At 43.2% G+C, this 16,674-nt stretch carries 16 protein-coding genes; 9 read left to right on the top strand and 7 right to left on the bottom strand.

The genetic code is table 11. The features are described 5' to 3' along the window. Positions 1-127 precede the first annotated feature (127 nt). The gene (locus FHS68_RS05105; RefSeq protein ID WP_167267812.1) at positions 128-385 is read left to right on the top strand and encodes a helix-turn-helix domain-containing protein; all 258 of its coding nucleotides are present in this window, start codon (positions 128-130) and stop codon (positions 383-385) included. A gap of 70 nt (positions 386-455) precedes the next feature. On the opposite strand, the gene FHS68_RS05100 is transcribed toward FHS68_RS05105, so the two are convergent. Next, a complete protein-coding gene (locus FHS68_RS05100; protein WP_167267810.1) occupies positions 456-1,940 on the bottom strand; it encodes a glycine--tRNA ligase in 1,485 nt (494 codons plus the stop codon). Positions 1,941-2,149: 209 nt separating this feature from the next. Here FHS68_RS05100 and FHS68_RS05095 point away from each other — a divergent pair, with 209 nt between their 5' ends. After that, a complete protein-coding gene (locus tag FHS68_RS05095; protein WP_167267809.1) occupies positions 2,150-4,543 on the top strand; it encodes an ABC transporter permease in 2,394 nt (797 codons plus the stop codon). A gap of 7 nt (positions 4,544-4,550) precedes the next feature. Here FHS68_RS05095 and FHS68_RS05090 read toward each other — a convergent pair whose 3' ends face one another. From FHS68_RS05090 to FHS68_RS05080, 3 genes are all read right to left on the bottom strand, one after another. After that, a complete protein-coding gene (locus tag FHS68_RS05090) occupies positions 4,551-4,991 on the bottom strand; it encodes a hypothetical protein (RefSeq protein ID WP_167267807.1) in 441 nt (146 codons plus the stop codon). A 64-nt stretch (positions 4,992-5,055) separates the two neighbouring features. After that, complete coding sequence (locus tag FHS68_RS05085; RefSeq protein WP_167267805.1) at positions 5,056-5,502, bottom strand: hypothetical protein; 447 nt, start codon at positions 5,500-5,502, stop codon at positions 5,056-5,058. Positions 5,503-5,570: 68 nt separating this feature from the next. Further along, positions 5,571-6,638 carry a DUF6973 domain-containing protein gene (locus tag FHS68_RS05080; RefSeq protein ID WP_167267803.1) on the bottom strand — a complete coding sequence of 356 codons (1,068 nt, stop codon included), beginning with the start codon at positions 6,636-6,638 and terminating at the stop codon, positions 5,571-5,573. A 517-nt stretch (positions 6,639-7,155) separates the two neighbouring features. Between FHS68_RS05080 and FHS68_RS05075 the strand changes: the two genes are divergently transcribed. Next, positions 7,156-7,539 (top strand): ABC transporter permease, encoded by a 384-nt coding sequence (locus tag FHS68_RS05075; protein WP_167267801.1) that lies wholly within the window; start codon positions 7,156-7,158, stop codon positions 7,537-7,539. Positions 7,540-7,550: 11 nt separating this feature from the next. Here FHS68_RS05075 and FHS68_RS05070 read toward each other — a convergent pair whose 3' ends face one another. The 3 genes from FHS68_RS05070 to FHS68_RS05060 form a co-directional block, all read right to left on the bottom strand. Beyond that, positions 7,551-7,895, bottom strand: a complete 345-nt coding sequence (locus tag FHS68_RS05070; RefSeq protein ID WP_167267799.1) for a DUF5615 family PIN-like protein — start codon at positions 7,893-7,895, stop codon at positions 7,551-7,553. Continuing rightward, positions 7,892-8,122, bottom strand: coding sequence for a DUF433 domain-containing protein (locus FHS68_RS05065; RefSeq protein ID WP_167267797.1), 231 nt, complete (start codon positions 8,120-8,122; stop codon positions 7,892-7,894). Before FHS68_RS05065 ends, FHS68_RS05070 begins: the two co-directional genes overlap by 4 nt. Positions 8,123-8,188: 66 nt before the next feature. Continuing rightward, positions 8,189-9,433 (bottom strand): MFS transporter, encoded by a 1,245-nt coding sequence (locus tag FHS68_RS05060; protein WP_167267795.1) that lies wholly within the window; start codon positions 9,431-9,433, stop codon positions 8,189-8,191. A gap of 190 nt (positions 9,434-9,623) precedes the next feature. Here FHS68_RS05060 and FHS68_RS05055 point away from each other — a divergent pair, with 190 nt between their 5' ends. The 6 genes from FHS68_RS05055 to FHS68_RS05030 all read left to right on the top strand — a co-directional run bounded on the left by FHS68_RS05055 (position 9,624) and on the right by FHS68_RS05030 (position 16,638). Next, positions 9,624-10,082: a hypothetical protein gene (locus tag FHS68_RS05055; protein ID WP_167267793.1), complete on the top strand. Its 459-nt coding sequence runs from the start codon at positions 9,624-9,626 to the stop codon at positions 10,080-10,082. Between the two features lie 14 nt (positions 10,083-10,096). Then, entirely contained in the window at positions 10,097-11,044 is a 948-nt protein-coding gene (locus FHS68_RS05050; RefSeq protein ID WP_310588504.1) for a winged helix-turn-helix domain-containing protein, read from the top strand. 5 nt (positions 11,045-11,049) lie between these two features. After that, complete coding sequence (locus FHS68_RS05045) at positions 11,050-13,470, top strand: ABC transporter permease (protein ID WP_167267791.1); 2,421 nt, start codon at positions 11,050-11,052, stop codon at positions 13,468-13,470. Positions 13,471-13,692: 222 nt separating this feature from the next. Next, the gene (locus FHS68_RS05040; protein ID WP_167267790.1) at positions 13,693-14,355 is read left to right on the top strand and encodes an ABC transporter ATP-binding protein; all 663 of its coding nucleotides are present in this window, start codon (positions 13,693-13,695) and stop codon (positions 14,353-14,355) included. 16 nt (positions 14,356-14,371) lie between these two features. Then, complete coding sequence (locus tag FHS68_RS05035) at positions 14,372-15,682, top strand: TolC family protein (protein ID WP_167267788.1); 1,311 nt, start codon at positions 14,372-14,374, stop codon at positions 15,680-15,682. 257 nt (positions 15,683-15,939) lie between these two features. Then, positions 15,940-16,638, top strand: a complete 699-nt coding sequence (locus FHS68_RS05030; protein WP_167267786.1) for a GDSL-type esterase/lipase family protein — start codon at positions 15,940-15,942, stop codon at positions 16,636-16,638. Positions 16,639-16,674: the final 36 nt, after the last annotated feature.

Genomic DNA, 16,674 nt, shown 5'->3' with positions numbered 1-16,674 from the left:
GCTGAAGCCCGGGGCAATTGAATTGCTGCCAGTTTAACTAATTAATGAAACTCACTGATCTTTTTCTAACCTTTTACACGTATGTCTTCTAATTCATGCGTTTTTCATTGAACAAATACGACTTTTCATGAATCAGACGATGGAGTCCAGAATGAGATCGGTTGCGATGAATATTAGGAAAATCAGGGAGTACAGAGATTACACTCAAGAATATCTTGCAATGAAGCTGGGTATTTCCCAAAATGCGTATAGCAAGATAGAGCTGGCTTACACCAAGATCACTTTGGAAAGGCTTATTCAAATCGCGCAAATCCTTGAAATTGATTCGGTTGACCTTTTTAAAAGTAATCCAGAAGAGCTCGTCCGCCTGCACACTACTAAATAAGCTAAAACCCAGGTATAAGTAAAAGGGCTTTTTCTCGCGAAAAAGCCCTTTTACTTATCATATCGCGATATCAAATGGCTTCCAGAATCCGCTCCATAGCAACCTGGTAACCAATTTTTTCTTTCAATTCGCTGATATGCACACGCTCCTGCTCCATGGTGTCGCGGTGGCGGATCGTCACCGTATCGTCTTCCATCGTCTGATAATCAATGGCCACGCAAAATGGAGTTCCAATCAGATCCTGACGTGTGTAGCGCTTTCCAATGGCGGCGCCATCGTCATAAGTTGTCCTGAAAGAGGATTTTAGAGAATTGGCAATCGTTTGTGCTTTCTCAGCTAAACCATCCTTTTTAACCAATGGAAGTACAGCTACTTTAAACGGCGCCAATGCCGGATGCAATTTCAGATAAGTCCTTTCCTTTGCATTTTCACCTTCTCCAACGGTTTCAGAGGTATAGGCATTACAAAAAGTCGCCAGGAAAAGCCTGTCTGCTCCTACCGAAGTCTCCACAACATAAGGAATGTAATTGCCGTACGGCTTGCCATTTTCGTCCAGATCGGAGTCGAAATACTGTTGTTTCTTTTTCGAAAGTTCCTGGTGATTGCGCAAATCAAAATCTGTACGCGAGTGGATACCTTCCATTTCGCGAAAGCCGAAAGGAAACTGATATTCAATGTCTACGGCTGCATTGGCGTAATGTGCCAGCTTGTCATGATCATGGAATTTGAGTTTTTCAGCAGGTAACCCGATCGCTTTATGGAATTTCATGCGAGCTTCTTTCCAGGTTTCATACCAGGCCATTTCAGTGCCAGGACGGATAAAAAACTGCATTTCCATTTGTTCAAACTCCCGCATACGGAATGTAAACTGTCGCGCTACGATTTCGTTTCTGAATGCTTTGCCAATTTGCGCGATACCAAAAGGTATCTTCATTCTACCGCTTTTCTGCACATTCAGGAAATTCACAAAAATCCCCTGGGCTGTTTCAGGACGCAGATATATTAAGCTGGACTCTTCCGCAACCGAACCCACCTGCGTGCTGAACATCAGGTTAAACTGCCGCACTTCTGTCCAGTTGGTAGTCCCCGAAACAGGGCATTTAATGTTTTCGGAAATAATCAGTTCACGGACACCATTTAAGTCCTCAGCGCTAAGCAACCGGCCCATTTCGGCCAATAAGTCTTTTGCTTTTTCAGGGTTACCATCCGCTTCATATTGTTCTGCTTTCGCTTCCAGCAGCTGATCGGCGCGATACCGTTTTTTTGAATCTTTATTGTCGATCATCGGATCATTGAAACCATCCACGTGGCCTGATGCCTTCCAGGTTAACGGATGCATGAAAATCGCCGCATCGATCCCAACAATGTTATCATGTAATTGCGTCATGGCTTTCCACCATGCCGACTTGAGGTTGTTTTTAAGCTCTACGCCGTTTTGACCGTAATCATAAACAGCCTGTAATCCATCATAAATTTCGGAAGAAGGGAATACGAAACCGTATTCTTTGGCATGCCCTACAATGTCTTGCAAAGAGGTAGCAGGTGTTGGGTTCATTCTATTCGGTTAAAAATCAATTCGAAAACACGATTTGTACATCCAAATCGCAAATTTGGCAAAATTAGGTAATTTGACCGGACATACAGAAATGCAATGTTCGAAACCGAACATATTATCAGCACAATTTTTCCTAAAAGATTGATTATCAGATCAAACGCTCAATGGCATACGTTTTTATAAAGTGTGTTTAAAAAACCTGACTAGTTATGCTGCTCAATTACATCAAGATCAGTGTCCGCAATTTTAGAAAACAGCGTCTATTCAGCGCCCTTAATATTTTTGGCCTTGCCATCGGTATGGCTGCCGTGTGGTTGATGGTATTGTATGTCGCCGACGAGCTAAGCTACGATCGGTTCCATGCAAAAGCCGATCGGATTTTCAGGGTGGTGCAGTCTGCCAAATGGGATACGGGCGAAATGAACATTGCATTAACCTCCGCGCCTTTCGCTGCTGCATTACAAAACGATTATCCCGAGATCGAGAAAACGGTTCGCGTTAGTATGGAAGGCGGCGGGGTCGTTAGAGTGGGAGAAAAAAAGGTGAAAGCCAATGACATTGCTTTTACCGACGCCACGATATTTGACGTTTTTTCCTATCCCTTTCTTTACGGAGATCCAAAAACGGCATTAAGTCAGCCGGAGAAAATCGTTCTGACGAAAACGCTCGCAGAAAATCTGTTTGGTGACGCATCAAAAGCGATTGGTCAGACTGTTTTTTTTAGCAATAATTATCCTAATACCGTGACGGGCGTCATCGAAGACGTTCCTTCGAATTCTCACTTTACTTTCAGCGCATTACGCTCTCTAAGTCCGAACTATACTGCTGGCTGGCAGCAGTCGGAACTTTACACATACATTCTCCTGAAAAACAGCACAGATTACACAAAACTGGAAAGCAAGCTGGGAGGCTTTTTTCCAAAATATCTAAAAAAAGAAATGGGAGACCTGCAATACAAAATGGATCTGCAGCCCATTACGTCCATCCATTTGCATTCAAATCTGGATTTCGAAATAGGTCCGAATGGCAAGATTAGTACCATTTATGTTTTCTCCGCAATTGCCCTGCTCATTCTGGTTATCGCCTGTATCAATTATGTAAATCTGTACACCGCGCGTTCCATGAAGCGTATACGCGAAGTGGGTGTACGCAAAGCGATCGGGTCGGAGCGTTTTCAGCTCATCGCCCAGTTTTTTATCGAATCTTTCCTGATGACCTTTATTGCAGGAATGGTCGCCTTTCTTTTGGTAGTAATGCTGCTTCCTTTCTTCAATCAACTGGCAGAAAAATCGTTGACCATTGATCATAACAATGTGCTGGTCACCACCATTGCGGCATTATCGTTCATCATTTTAGTAGGAACATTAAGCGGTCTGTATCCCGCGATCCTGTTCTCAGGGTTCCGACCTATTACCGCATTGAAAGGTCAGTTTGGCAGCCAGTCAGGTGGTAATTATATGCGTAAGTCGCTGGTTGTGTTCCAGTTCATGGCTACCGTCGTGATGATCGCCTGCTCCGCCATTGTCTACAAACAAATGCGGTTTGTTAATACCAAAGACCTTGGTTTCAACAAAAGCCAGGTGCTTACCTTTCACGTTGATAAGGATGAGGTCAGAAGCCAGGTGGGGTCGATAAAAGAACGACTTACCCAGAGCCCGTTGATCGAAAGCGCTTCGTCCGCCAGCAATCCGATCGGATCTAACAACATTGGTAATGGCGGGATGATCATTGAAACAGAAACCGGCCAGATGCCCGCGACGACGCAGAATGTCCAAAAATTCTCGGTCGATAACGATTTTATTAAAACAATGGAGATCAAGTTATTAGCAGGGAGAGACTTCAATGCTGAATCTGAGGCCGATCTCAAAAATGCCGTAATCGTGAACGAATCGTTGGTAAAAAAGCAGGGATGGAAAAATCCTGTCAGCAAAAGGATCAGGTATTTTATTGATAACAAAGGCACCACCCAGGAAGCACAGGTTGTAGGTGTTGTGAAGGATTTTCACATTTATTCTTTACAGCATAAAATCGAACCGCTTGTTTTGCAACTACCTGCTCCCGCAGACCGGGATAATATGTACGTCCGCATTCAGGCTGGAAAAACACAGGAAGCGCTGGCATATCTGAGTAATGCTTACAAAAGCTTTGATCCGGAAGCAACGCTGGATTTTCACTTTCTCGACGAGACTTTCGCCCAACAATACCGGTCTGAACAAAAACAAGGGGATATCATGATGACTTTCGCAATACTGGCCGTTATCATTGCCTGCCTGGGGTTATTTGGTCTGGCCGCATTCGCAGCAGAGTCCCGTACGAAAGAGATCGGTGTGCGAAAAGTGTTGGGCGCCAGTGTGCAAAGCGTTGTGTTTCTGTTATCCAAAGACTTCATCAAGCTGGTAATTATCGCCATTATCATTGGCACACCCATAGCAATATACGCAATGACCAAATGGCTCCAAAACTTCGAGTATCGGGAAAATCTATCCTGGTGGGTATTCGCATTATCGGGACTGATCGCAATGGTTATTGCGGTAGCTACTGTGAGTTTGCAGGCATTGAAATCGGCTTTGATGGATCCGGTGAAGTCGCTGCGGACGGAATAGGTGGGGCTTAGGGAGTTCCGTTTGTTTTTACCAAAAAAGTGGGTTGGTTTCTAATAAGCAGTGTATCGGACTGGCCAGTACTCCTCCCCATTGCATCTACTTCTTCAAAAGAAAATCCGTAATCCACCAGTTTTTTGAGTGTTGCTTCATCCACATCCTTAAATTGTGCACTCCAACCACTTCCCGCATCACTACATAATGTGAGCAATTTCAGCGAAGGCGTAAAGTTTAGGATGAATCTTCCAAATTTTGAGATAACCTCATAAACCTCTTTATCTTTTTTACTATTTGTGTAATGTTCATAAAGCTTTGGAACCGCTTCTTGGTTTAAAACTTTCAAATCTTTGCCTTTCAGGTAAAATGTGTCAATCGCAGGGTGACTTATTTCCATGCAAGCCGCTGGAAAAATAGTTAAGATTATAAAGATTGCAATATTTCCTATTTTCATATTAATGACGTTTTTGGCATTCTGAGATGCTGACGGATTGGCTCGCCAGCATCTCAAAATGTGGTTAAATGGAAGGCTCGCCATTGGTCTTTACCTCAATACGGGGCTTATTTCTTACAAGAAGGCTATCAAATTTGCTACCAATCGAACCAATTGATTCAATGTCCTGGAATGAGATCCCGTCTTGAACAAGCTTTTGGAGTACGCTTTCATCAACATCCTTAAATTGCTTACCCCAACCGCTCCCAGGGTCGCCGCATAACGTCAATAACTTAAGAGAAGGCGTAAAATTTAATATAAAATTTCCATTGCCGTTCGAGATAACTTCATATGCCTCTTTGTCCTTTATGCTACTAACATAATGCTCATAAAGCTTCGGAATAGCTTCCAACCTTTCCGACTCCCGATCGCCACCCTCAATGTACAAAGTGCTTACATTGGGATCGATCTTTCCGTAGCAACCTGAGATAAAAAGCATTGTCAGAATCGAAATTACATTTCTAGCTTTCATGTTTCTTTTCTAATTATTTAGCTGATTGATTTTCAATTGAGTGATCGTTTATTTTGATAGTAGCAAAATCACGGATCTACATGCACCAAATGCTGATGTGCGCCATACATATTATTGTATAGATTACCCCATGTAACAGCATTATCGCCTCCATGCCAGCTTAGGATTGTGGACATTGACTCCAAGGCGCTTGAATTCGCTCTCGAAGACATTGTATTCACTATATCACCTATGTTGGGCATATTCCTAAACGGGCCGATCCCCCATTTTGTTTCTTTTTCCATCCATACTCTGGCTGACATGTTGTTATGCAAATCCATGGCTGAATGTTTGTCATATATTTGACCCCCAGCATCATTCTGTTCATGCTTCGAAGTGCCATCCTGGGTAAAATCAATCGCTTGGTTTTCACTGGCTGGAGATCCTTTTAGTATAAAGCGGATGGAAAGTGCATTCCAGGTAGAATGTTTGAATGCATTTGCTTTGTCACCTAGATCTTCATCTATATACAGCCCCTGAGTTAAGGAATTTGCCTCATTAGCAGCCTGTACATACCACTGCGCATAACCCGGATTTGCTAACAAATGATTTTTTTCAGGTGTGGTTAAAGATGCCGGGGATATATCCGCTACACGCCCATTTCTGCCAGCATTTTCCAATGCTATCACATCCTTCACAATATCCCGTTTGGCCAATGTTTGATAAAAATCAAAAATCACCATTCGCCTGTCATCTGCTGCCTGTCTTGTCCGTATCTCAGGAAAATCCTGAAAAATACGGTGGAGGTCTTTTTCAGAAATTTCATCTTCCGAGTTGATCCTCGGGAATTTGGACAAGTGCTTTACCAGGATTGGCAGCAGTTCTTGATAGGTAATGTGGACATCCTCACCGCTCGTCCGAGACTTTGCTACGCCTGCAATAGATTTATAGTAGCGGTCAAATCCCTCCTGCGACTGCTCAAACAGTTCCTTTGGAAAATCGGATTGCACAGCTACTTTTTCTCCTTTGAAGTCAATGATTTCAATTTTGCTCGTTTCGTTCTGATGGATTACAACCTCCATTTCCGGCTCACGGCACGAGAAAAGAGTAAATGCGATTACCAATAACAGTAATGCACTTTTTACTAACTTTTTCATAAATTTAATTGGGTTAAATAGTTAATAAATTATTTAATCTGCTTTTCCATCCCACCCTTCCGACTCCAATCTCGGGGTGGGATTTTATTTTGCTAATAATCCCCGAAAACTATTGAGCGGGGCAAACCAATTATTTATCGGAACAGAGTGAGTTATCAAACGGTATTAGTTCGAAAAAGAGGACCGTATTGGGCTTACGTTATCTACAAATGAGTTAAAGTATGTCAAACCGCCGGCTTTGAAATTCGGTCCCTAAATATTTTCCCAATTTCGAACCATGCTGCACAACTACTTCAAAATCGCCTGGCGTAACCTTATGAAACGCAAATTTTACGCCCTTGTCATGATCTTCGGCTTGGCGGTCGGGATGTGACATTTAGTTCCGCCTGAATCCATCGGATTAAAGCAAATCCATGGGAACCATTGAAAACAAATGGAAGCAATTGATGCGGGACGCACCATTTGAATATGCTTTTCTGATGATACCATTCAAAAACTATATCAATCGGAACTGCAATTGCAGAAAGCGGCACGGATCGCCACTGTGCTTTCTGTCATCATTGTTTTGCTGGGCATTCTTGGATTAGTTTCACTGAATGTGGCGCGACGGACACGCGAAGTAGGAATTCGCAAAGTATTCGGTGCATCAGGAGCGAGTGTGGTAATGCTATTTCTGAAAGAATTCCTGATCGTCATGGTGTTTGCCATCTTCGTCGCATTCCCGCTGATTATTCTAACCATGCAAAAATGGCTGCAAAACTATGCTTATCGGATTTCAATCAATTGGATAACTTTCGCCTGGATCGGACTTGGCCTCGGCTTAATGGTTAACATTTTAGTGTTAGTGCAGACTTACAAAGCAGCGCTGATGAATCCGGTTGAAAGTTTGAAGAGGGAGTGATGAGGCTAAGATCAAATTTGCTTAAAGACCTCATAAAGAAAATAGTTTTCGTCTGCCAAAAAGGCTTGAATTGCATTAGCCTTGGAAATCAATATTTCAGAAAGATAGTGCGTTGAGCAATTGCCTGTTCTAACCCAAATGATCTTATGAGGTGCCGAAAATATATCTAACAGCTTTACAAAATCATCGTCAATTGTAGTTATCGCAGAATAATCATTCTTTCGGGTAAACATAAAAATCTCGTAGTCATCAACATTAATCATACCCAGGTCTTTTACATGACGCAAATCCCTGAATTCTGACCCAAGAAGTAGCATTATGCGATGGGAAATATTCTGATCGATCAGTAGCTTCATGCCGCTACATCAAAAAATATTCGTTTTTGCTGATTAGCGGAAGATTCCAAAGCAACAAAAACATCTTCTTTTGTAAGCTCTGGGAAGTCCAGTAAAATTTCTTCTGTTGACATTCCAGAGGCTAACCACCTGAGAATGTCCTCTACCGTAATTCGCATTTCACGAATGCAAGGCTTGCCGCCTCGTTTCCCGGCTTCTATGCTGATGATATTTTTGTAGATATACATAAATTCGAGCCTGTTTTCAGGCAAAAATAATGAAATGTTGATACTTTCCTGATAATGTGGGATCCTTCAACTCAACCGCACAGAAAACAGATCCTTTGACTTCAAATAAATCCAAAAAACGACAATCAATGTCAAAACCCCTCCCATCATCACGGAGGGCACGGTGCCAAAAGCCTTAGCCATGACGCCGGATTCGAATGCGCCGAGTTCATTGGAAGAACTTACGAACATACCATTAACCGAGGCAACGCGCCCCCTCATTTCGTCGGGGGGATAAATTTGCAAGATCGTTTGTCGAACAATGACGCTCACACTATCAAAAACGCCTGTCGCGAATAGGGCTGAGCACGATAAAAGAAAATTGGTAGATACCGCAAAAACAATCGTAAAAATGCCAAATCCAGCTACTGCAATCAGCATATTTCGCCATGCATTGACAGTCGGAGGATAGTAAGCCATCGCAAACATAGTAAGCAACGAGCCAATAGATGGCGAGGCCCTCAATAAACCCAATCCTTCCGGCCCTACTTTCAAAATATCTTCCGCGAAAACAGGCAGAAGGGCTACTACACCGCCAAAAAGCACAGAAAACAAATCCAGCGAAATCGCGTACAGAACAATCCGTGTTTTGAAAACAAACCGAAAACCCTCTTTTAAACTTTCCAAAAGCGGCGTGACGATTTTCGGGAATTCCGGACGTGTTTTGATCATTCCCAACAAAACCCAGCACACCAGAAAACTTACAATAACGCATAACAATGTGTTGGTAAGCCCGAGATAGGCGTACATAAATCCCGCGATGGCTGGCCCGGTGATTGAACCCGCCTGCCAGAACGAACTACTCCAGGTAGATGAATTATGATAGATTGTCCTCGGCACCAAAAATGGCTTCAAAGAACTGGAAGCCGGGGAATAAAAGCCCTTTGCAAATCCAATTAAGGCAAAAACGCCGTAAATGACGATGAGATGCTGTGTCTGCGTCAACGCATTGTAAATACCCGGCTGGAAGGCAACATACAAAATCACAGATCCCAAAATAATCACCACCAAACTCAGGTGCATGATCGTGATCTTATTCTTTTGATCGGCAATGTGGCCGCCAAAAAGTGAAGTAATAATGAAAGGAATGACCTCCGCAAGTCCCACCAATCCGAGAGCCAGCGGGTCGTGGGTCATTTTGTAAAGCTCGTAGCCGACGATCACTTCCTGAATAAGGATCGTAGCCGAAAAAAGAAAAGTATTGGATATAAAAAACCTGAAATCAGAATAGCGTAGGGCTGCGTAGGGATCTTGTGCGGATAATGTTTTCAAATCGATGTTGCGGTGTTCCTTTTGCTAACACCTTTGCTAGGGAATTATGTTCTGCCCTACTGAAAATTAATGGTAAATATGATCTTTTACATTTCGTTTACAATGTTTTACCGGGCCAAATATTCCTTTCGTTCTGTGATTTCTACATTTGATCACTTTCTGAAACCACCGAGATTTTCAACCCAAGATCATGAAAAATCAATTCGCCCGATTTCTCGCCGTCATCATTGTCCTTTTTACATTGCCTACTTCGGTTGCTTTGCCGCAACATTTGCAGACTCAGTTTTTTTCCAATCCCTTGCTGCTGAATGGCCATGCCGTAAGCTACCAGCAACTTTCCAGCCTCAGCCGCGGGATCATTACATTAGTGAACGGAAATCCTGGATCCAAAACCGCAAAGAAAGTCCCGTTCCTGATTTATCTGATGCGGGCCGGAAAAATTGTCGATGCGGGTTCCCATACCCATGCCGTATCGGAATTTGAACTAAGCAAAATACTGGGTTATGCAAGAGTGGATGACCAAATTGTGATCGATCCGACAGATAAAAACGATCGGATCGGAAAAAGAACTATCACTGTAGGCCGCATGCAGCTTATCCCGCAATTCAATTGGCTTATCGGGTTTGTGAAGAACCAACCAGGTTGTTGAAAATAGTTAAATTTGTGAAAATCAATCTGTACCTGATTGTGATGATTTCATTCAAAGCGTTTTCCCAAAAAATGACGTACCGGATTTATTTGGTTAAAATCACTTTGCTCGCTATCGGGTTATTGCTTTGCTTTCAAATGGCTTTTGCAAAAACTGATGATTTCAGGTTTGCCGAAAAAGTCAACATTGCGCTCAGACGTACCGCTCATCACCTGCTGGTGTTAAACGCAGATTCCACAACTACGATCCAACCAGTTCAACAGAAAGATCCGAACACGTTTTCCATCCGGGTTGAGAATTTGCTGACTTATGAAAAATTGCCGGAGCTTTTGCAGCAATCGCTTCAAATGCAGCACATTGAGCGGGGTTACAATGTCGCAGTTTTAAGGTGTGACAGCCCAATCATTCAGCTAGGTTATAATTTTCTAGATTTAAACCAAGAAGGAGGCGTTCCCTGTCAGAATCGTGCTCAGGAAGGAGGTTGCTATACACTGCAAATCAGTTTTGTTCCTGAAAACTCAGCGGCGGTTGGCGGCTTTTCCTCCTGGTGGATGCTGCCTTTTGGAAGTGCACTGGCCGGATTAGGCTTCATGGCCTGGACCCGTTCGCGGCAGAAAGGACTTGCCAAAACTACATCCGAATCTACCAAACCAACATTAACGCCCGGGTTAAAATTCGGCAATTCAAGCCTTGATCTGCCCGGGCAAATATTGCAATGCGGAAGTACCATACACCAGCTTACTTACCGTGAAGCCAAATTGCTGAGTCTTTTCGTCAGAAACCCCAATCAGGTACTGGAAAGGGATTTTATCCTGAAATCGGTTTGGGAAGATGAAGGCATTATTGTGGGCCGCAGCGTGGATGTGTTTGTATCCCGCCTTCGCAAAATGTTATCCAATGATGCTACGATAAAAATTGCGGCTGTGCATGGCGTAGGCTACAAAATGGAAGTTCTTCTCTAAATTATATGTTCAAAAATTTCCTGAAAATCACCGTTCGCCACTTCTGGCGGACCAGGTTATATGTGTGCATTAATGTAAGCGGACTGGCTATTGGCTCTGCCTGCCTGGTACTTGCGGCATTATACATTTCCGATGAGACCAGTTTTGATAATTTCCATCAAAACAATCCAAATCTCTATCGCATCACCACAAGTTTTACCAATCAGGGAAAAGTAGTTAACGTAGGTGGCACCGGCCAGGTGCAAGGGCCAGCATTTAAGGAACAGGTACCCGAAATTTTAGCATATAACAGGATCATGGGCGGCGACATTCACGGGGATGTCCGATCTGCAAACAATGCCTTTAAGCTCAGAATGCTGTTTACAGACGATAACTTCTTTGCCGTTTTTACTTTTAAAATGCTCCGGGGCGATGCCCGAAGCGCCTTAAAAAACATCAATTCTGTGGTGTTAACTAAGAAAACAGCACTTAAACTTTTCAATCGGCTCAATATTGTAGGGCAGGTTTTGCAAATGGACGCAGATCCTTCCGCTATCAGAATTCGAAAACCGCTGGTAATCAGCGGCGTTGTTGATGATCCGCCCGTCAACTCTTCCATCCAATTTGACATTCTCTTCCCTTTCCGTTTTTTGCAGGTATCATTTGAGGATCAAAACTGGCTGAATGCCTATCTGGGAACGTTCGTAGTCTTACATCCCAGCTCGGATCTCAGGTCCATCATTTCAAAATTTGACCAGATCCATAGTATCAATGCCAAAGATCAGCTGGTAACCGCATCGAAATCCGGAGAACGTGCGCCGAAAATCTATTATGGTTTGCAGCGCATCACCGACATTCATCTCAACCCACAGGAAGTTTCCAACCAGAATAGGGAAGCTGGAATTATCAATGGCAGCAAGCCGCTTTATTCTTATATTTTTTTCGGGATAGCTGTTTTTGTACTGCTCATGGCAAGCATTAACTTCATCAACATCAGCATTGCCAACTCCATGAAACGGGCAAGGGAAGTGGGTATCCGAAAAACAACCGGAAGTAATCAGGCGCAGATCCTGTTTCAATTTCTGGGTGAACCGGCATTTCTGAATATCGTGGCTTTGACGCTGGCAATAATTCTCACAATTCCTGTTTTGCCCGTTTTCAATCAATTATCAGGGAAGCAGATCAACATTTCCGACATTTTCAGCCAGCAATTGCTGATGTTGCTTTTTGCGATCCTTTTGTTTAATACCGTGGTTTCAGGACTTTATCCTGCCTATATGCTTTCTAAACTGAGCCCGGTGGAAGTGCTTTATCAGCGAATTAAGTTATCGGGTTTAGGCGGGTTTGGACGTGGATTGGTAGTATTTCAATTTGTGGTAGCGATTTTGCTGGGTATCGCAACCTTTGTCTTTTATGCACAAATGCGTTTTGTAGAAGACAAAGATCTGGGTTACAGTCCTAGCCAGATTATCAAAATTGGCATTTCGGGCGTTCGGGACGTGGAGAGGATCACGGAAAATTTCAGGAATGAATTGGAAAATGATCCACACAGCAGTGATCTTTCGCTGGTTGGTGAATTTGGTTTCAGGGATGCTAAGATAAATGACCGGAAGATTTTCACTTATTACCGAACAGTTGATGATCATTATCTTAATCTTCTGGATATCAAACTAAAAGAAGGCAGGAACTTCTCTTCCCAATTCCCTTCCGACAAGAAATATGGCGCGCTGGTCAATGAGGCATTTGTAAGAGCAGCCGGGCTAACCGATCCTATTGGAAAACAATTCCTCCCAGACTCTCACTTTGGTAGTGAAGTATTTACCATTGTGGGCGTAGTCAAAAACTTTCATTACAGTTCGCTCAGGGACAAAATTCAGCCCATGATCCTGCTCGCGAGTGAGCAATATGGCGGGGATGCACTTTGGGTCAAAAATGAAAAATCAAACTCGCAGGAATCGCTGGCGCATTTTGAAAATATTTACAAAAAAGTGCTGCCAGCAACGGTTTTTGATTACAGTTTTCTGGATGAGCAAAATGCCCTGGATTATCAGCAGGAACTCAGATTGCAAAAAATGATCACCATTGTCACGGCCCTTTCCGTATTCATTTGCTGCCTGGGATTGTTCGCATTAGCCCATTTATCAACCACGCAACGAGCCCGTGAGACGGGTATCCGCATCGTACTTGGCGCGACGGTTTCCAGTATTCTTGTACTTTTTTCAAAAGATTTCTTAATAATGATCGGCATAGCGATTCTGATCGCCTTTCCGGTCGGTTTTTACGTAATGAATGCCTGGCTAGAAAGTTTTGCCTACCGGATCGAAGTACCTGCGCAGGCATTTATTTTATCCGGAGGTTTTGCGATTCTAATTGCTTTGTTGACCGTTTCCTCCCAAGCATTCAAGGCCGCATTGGTCAATCCTGCACGGTCTTTAAGATCGGAATAGCCTCCTAAAAAACCATTGATTAACTCCGTTCAATACCGTACACATTTTGTACGATTTCGGACGCTCGCCCCTAAACAATAAAACTTAATTAACTATAAATCAAAGCATTATCCTTTTGGCAAGCCTTTTTAAAATAGGACTGGCATAAGAGGTTCAGGAATGCCTATTGTTTTTCAAAGACGTTGTCTGTAACTATACCTGAATCTCAAACCCAAAATTTTTATGATTAAGTTAGAAAAGATATCAAAATATTACCCGGCAGGATTTGGCAAGACGTATGTGTTGCGCCACATTGATTTGAACATTAAAGAAGGCGAGTTTATATCGATTATGGGACCATCGGGTTCAGGTAAATCGACATTGTTACATATTCTTGGATTGCTTGAAGAACCTTCCGAGGGCGAGTATCTTTTTCTGGATGAGCCGGTGCAAAAGTTGACAGAAAAAAAACGGACTGAGCTGCACCGCCATCATATCGGGTTTGTATTCCAGGCTTACCACCTTATTGATGAGCTTACTGTTTATGAAAATATCGAAACGCCGCTTTTATACAAAGGAACACCGTCTTCCGAACGTAAAAGCAGGGTAGCCGAATTGCTAGACCGCTTCAATATGGTTGCAAAAAAAGATCTTTTTCCGCACCAGCTTTCAGGCGGACAACAACAATTAGTAGGTGTAGCGCGTGCGATTGTCCATAATCCAAAAGTAATATTTGCAGATGAACCAACGGGTAACCTGCATTCGGAGCAGTCGATTGAGATTATGGAGTTGTTTCAAAAATTAAACCAAGAAGATAAGGTAACCATTGTTCAGGTAACCCACTCAGAGATCAATGCCGGATACGGAAACCGGGTCGTGCGGTTGAAGGACGGTTGGTTAGCATAAAAAATATCTATTAGCCATGAAATACTTAACTTTACTATTGACCATTTTTGTGTCTTACGCTCAGGCACAGAACACATTAAGTCTCGCGGAATGCGTAGACCTTCTTGCCAAAAACAACCTTATTTACCAGCAGAGTAACCTTCAGGCGGAAGCTGCGCAGGCACAATTGAGGCAAACCAGGTCGCAGATGCTCCCACAGATCGGCTTTGGAGCAAGCCAGAGTGTCAACATTGGCCGGAGTATTGATCAGTATACCAATGCGTATATAGATGAGGTTTACGGCTATAATTCCATGGGCCTCAACTTTCAGACACCCATTTTTCAGGGCTTTAGAGTACAGAATCAGATCAGACAAGGCACTTTGCTTAAAGAATCTGCCCAGGAAAATCGTACCGCAGTCTTGAATGCGCAAACAGTATTGCTCATGCAGGGATACGTGAACGTATTGGCCACAAAAGCACTTTACGAGTCGTGGACCGACCAGGTTGAATCGTCAGTAACGCAAGTAGACCGGGTTTCCAAACAAGTAAATGCCGGAACAGTGGGCGCAAACTTGCTATATGAGATCAAGGCGCAACTGGCCAATGATAAATTCAGCCAGGTAACGGCACTCAACAATTACCGTACAGCAAGACTTGCTCTTTTTCAGAGGATGAATGTTAACCCTGACGACAAGGTCGAATTCGCACCGCTAATGACAAGAGATTCCACATTGAATGCTGAAAATGCCCTGGACATTTATGAGGATGCGCAAAAAAATTTCCCTGAAATACGCAGCGCAGAATTATATCGCCAGAGTTTCATTTATCAGGTGAAATCGATAAAAGCACTTAACTATCCTTCGTTGAGTCTCAGCGGTGGGATCGGAGCTTTTTACGCAACCAGTAATAGGAGCCTAGATTATTTCAACCAATTAAATGCGACACGTAATGGATCGTTACAGATTAATCTGAACATCCCCATTATGGGCCGTTGGCTGACCCGCCCGAGAGTCGAATACGCAAAAGTGCAGGAACGTCTTGCACAGAATTCCTTGGATGTTTCAAACCAGCTTCTAAGACAAAACATTGAACTAGCGGTGTTGAACTTACAGTCAATGGCAGACAGAAATGTGTCCGCACAAGGTCAAGTAGAGTCACTTACAGCAGCATTTGCAGTCATAGAAAGCAAGATGAATGCTGGTATCGCCAACTCATACGAATATTCGCTGGCCAAAGCCAATCTGGCCAAAGCCCAGGGCAACGCAATCCAGGCGAAATACGATTATCTGATGCAACAGAGATTATTACAATATTACCGTCAGGGAAATTGGCAGGGGGTTTTTTAGCGAGCTGTTAGCTATTAGCGGCTAGCTTTTAGCTTTCAAATGATTCAAAATATTCAAACTAGAGAAAAGGCTAATAGCTAATCGCTGACTGCTGAGAGCCATAAAGATTGTTAGGTTAAATTTGGTATCGGTAATACTTAGAGGCGGTCATCAATTGGCTGCTTCTTTTTTGTGCACAATTGCGAATAAATAATTGCTTTATATACATTAAGATCGGGATAGATATGCCTTTTCAGGGCATATCTACTTAATTTGGAATGAAAAAATACCTGCTGGTTTTTGTCATTATTGGACTGAATGCTTGCCAAAAACAACCCAATTCTACCACCCTATCACCGCCCTGGGAACCAGACTATAAGCTAGACAGATCGGAAAATACCATTATCGATTACGAGAAAAAAGACGCTGAGAAAATGCCCGCAACGGGTGGGATTGTTTTCACTGGCAGTTCCTCATTCACCAAATGGCTCACTGCGGCTGAGGACCTTGCACCCCTTCCCATCATCAACCGCGGCTTCGGCGGTTCAACATTGCCGGAAGTAATCTATTATGCCGACCGCACAATTCTGAAATACAATCCAAAAACAGTAGTGATCTATTGTGAAAATGATATGTTCGGCTCGAAAAAGAAGACGCCCGAGCAGGTAAGGGACGCCTATGTCCAACTCTGTAAACTGATCCGCGAGAAGCAACCGGATGTAAGATTATATTGCATTTCCCTTAAACCATCCCCCTCACGCTGGGCCCGGAAAGATGAGACTATTAGGGCAAATCAGCTCATTCAGGAATATATCAAAAAAGATAAGAAACACGGTTATATTGATGTGTGGCCTGTTATGATAAAAGATGGGCGGCCAGACGGAAGCATTTTTGTAAACGACAGCCTTCATATGAACCAGGAAGGTTACCGCCGGTGGGCGCAGGTTTTGAAGCCGGTTCTTGAAAAAACTGCCTAGCTCTAATCCTCCCGGTCAGGCAGCCGACAAACATTT

Origin of the sequence: Dyadobacter arcticus (genome assembly GCF_011762185.1) — a bacterium.
GTDB classification, from domain to species: Bacteria; Bacteroidota; Bacteroidia; order Cytophagales; family Spirosomataceae; genus Dyadobacter; species Dyadobacter arcticus.
Note: the sequence above shows the minus strand (reverse complement) of the source record. Positions and strands in the feature narration are given on the sequence as shown.

Bases quoted from the DNA above. Each gene is read 5' to 3' on its own strand.
- FHS68_RS05095 (WP_167267809.1), top strand. From the start codon at position 2,150: ATGCTGCTCAATTACATCAAGATCAGTGTCCGCAATTTTAGAAAACAG.
- FHS68_RS05105 (WP_167267812.1), top strand. From the start codon at position 128: ATGAATCAGACGATGGAGTCCAGAATGAGATCGGTTGCGATGAATATT.
- FHS68_RS05030 (WP_167267786.1), top strand. From the start codon at position 15,940: ATGAAAAAATACCTGCTGGTTTTTGTCATTATTGGACTGAATGCTTGC.
- FHS68_RS05070 (WP_167267799.1), bottom strand. From the start codon at position 7,895: ATGAAGCTACTGATCGATCAGAATATTTCCCATCGCATAATGCTACTT.
- FHS68_RS05100 (WP_167267810.1), bottom strand. From the start codon at position 1,940: ATGAACCCAACACCTGCTACCTCTTTGCAAGACATTGTAGGGCATGCC.
- FHS68_RS05040 (WP_167267790.1), top strand. From the start codon at position 13,693: ATGATTAAGTTAGAAAAGATATCAAAATATTACCCGGCAGGATTTGGC.
- FHS68_RS05035 (WP_167267788.1), top strand. From the start codon at position 14,372: ATGAAATACTTAACTTTACTATTGACCATTTTTGTGTCTTACGCTCAG.
- FHS68_RS05085 (WP_167267805.1), bottom strand. From the start codon at position 5,502: ATGAAAGCTAGAAATGTAATTTCGATTCTGACAATGCTTTTTATCTCA.
- FHS68_RS05065 (WP_167267797.1), bottom strand. From the start codon at position 8,122: ATGTATATCTACAAAAATATCATCAGCATAGAAGCCGGGAAACGAGGC.
- FHS68_RS05090 (WP_167267807.1), bottom strand. From the start codon at position 4,991: ATGAAAATAGGAAATATTGCAATCTTTATAATCTTAACTATTTTTCCA.
- FHS68_RS05080 (WP_167267803.1), bottom strand. From the start codon at position 6,638: ATGAAAAAGTTAGTAAAAAGTGCATTACTGTTATTGGTAATCGCATTT.
- FHS68_RS05055 (WP_167267793.1), top strand. From the start codon at position 9,624: ATGAAAAATCAATTCGCCCGATTTCTCGCCGTCATCATTGTCCTTTTT.
- FHS68_RS05045 (WP_167267791.1), top strand. From the start codon at position 11,050: ATGTTCAAAAATTTCCTGAAAATCACCGTTCGCCACTTCTGGCGGACC.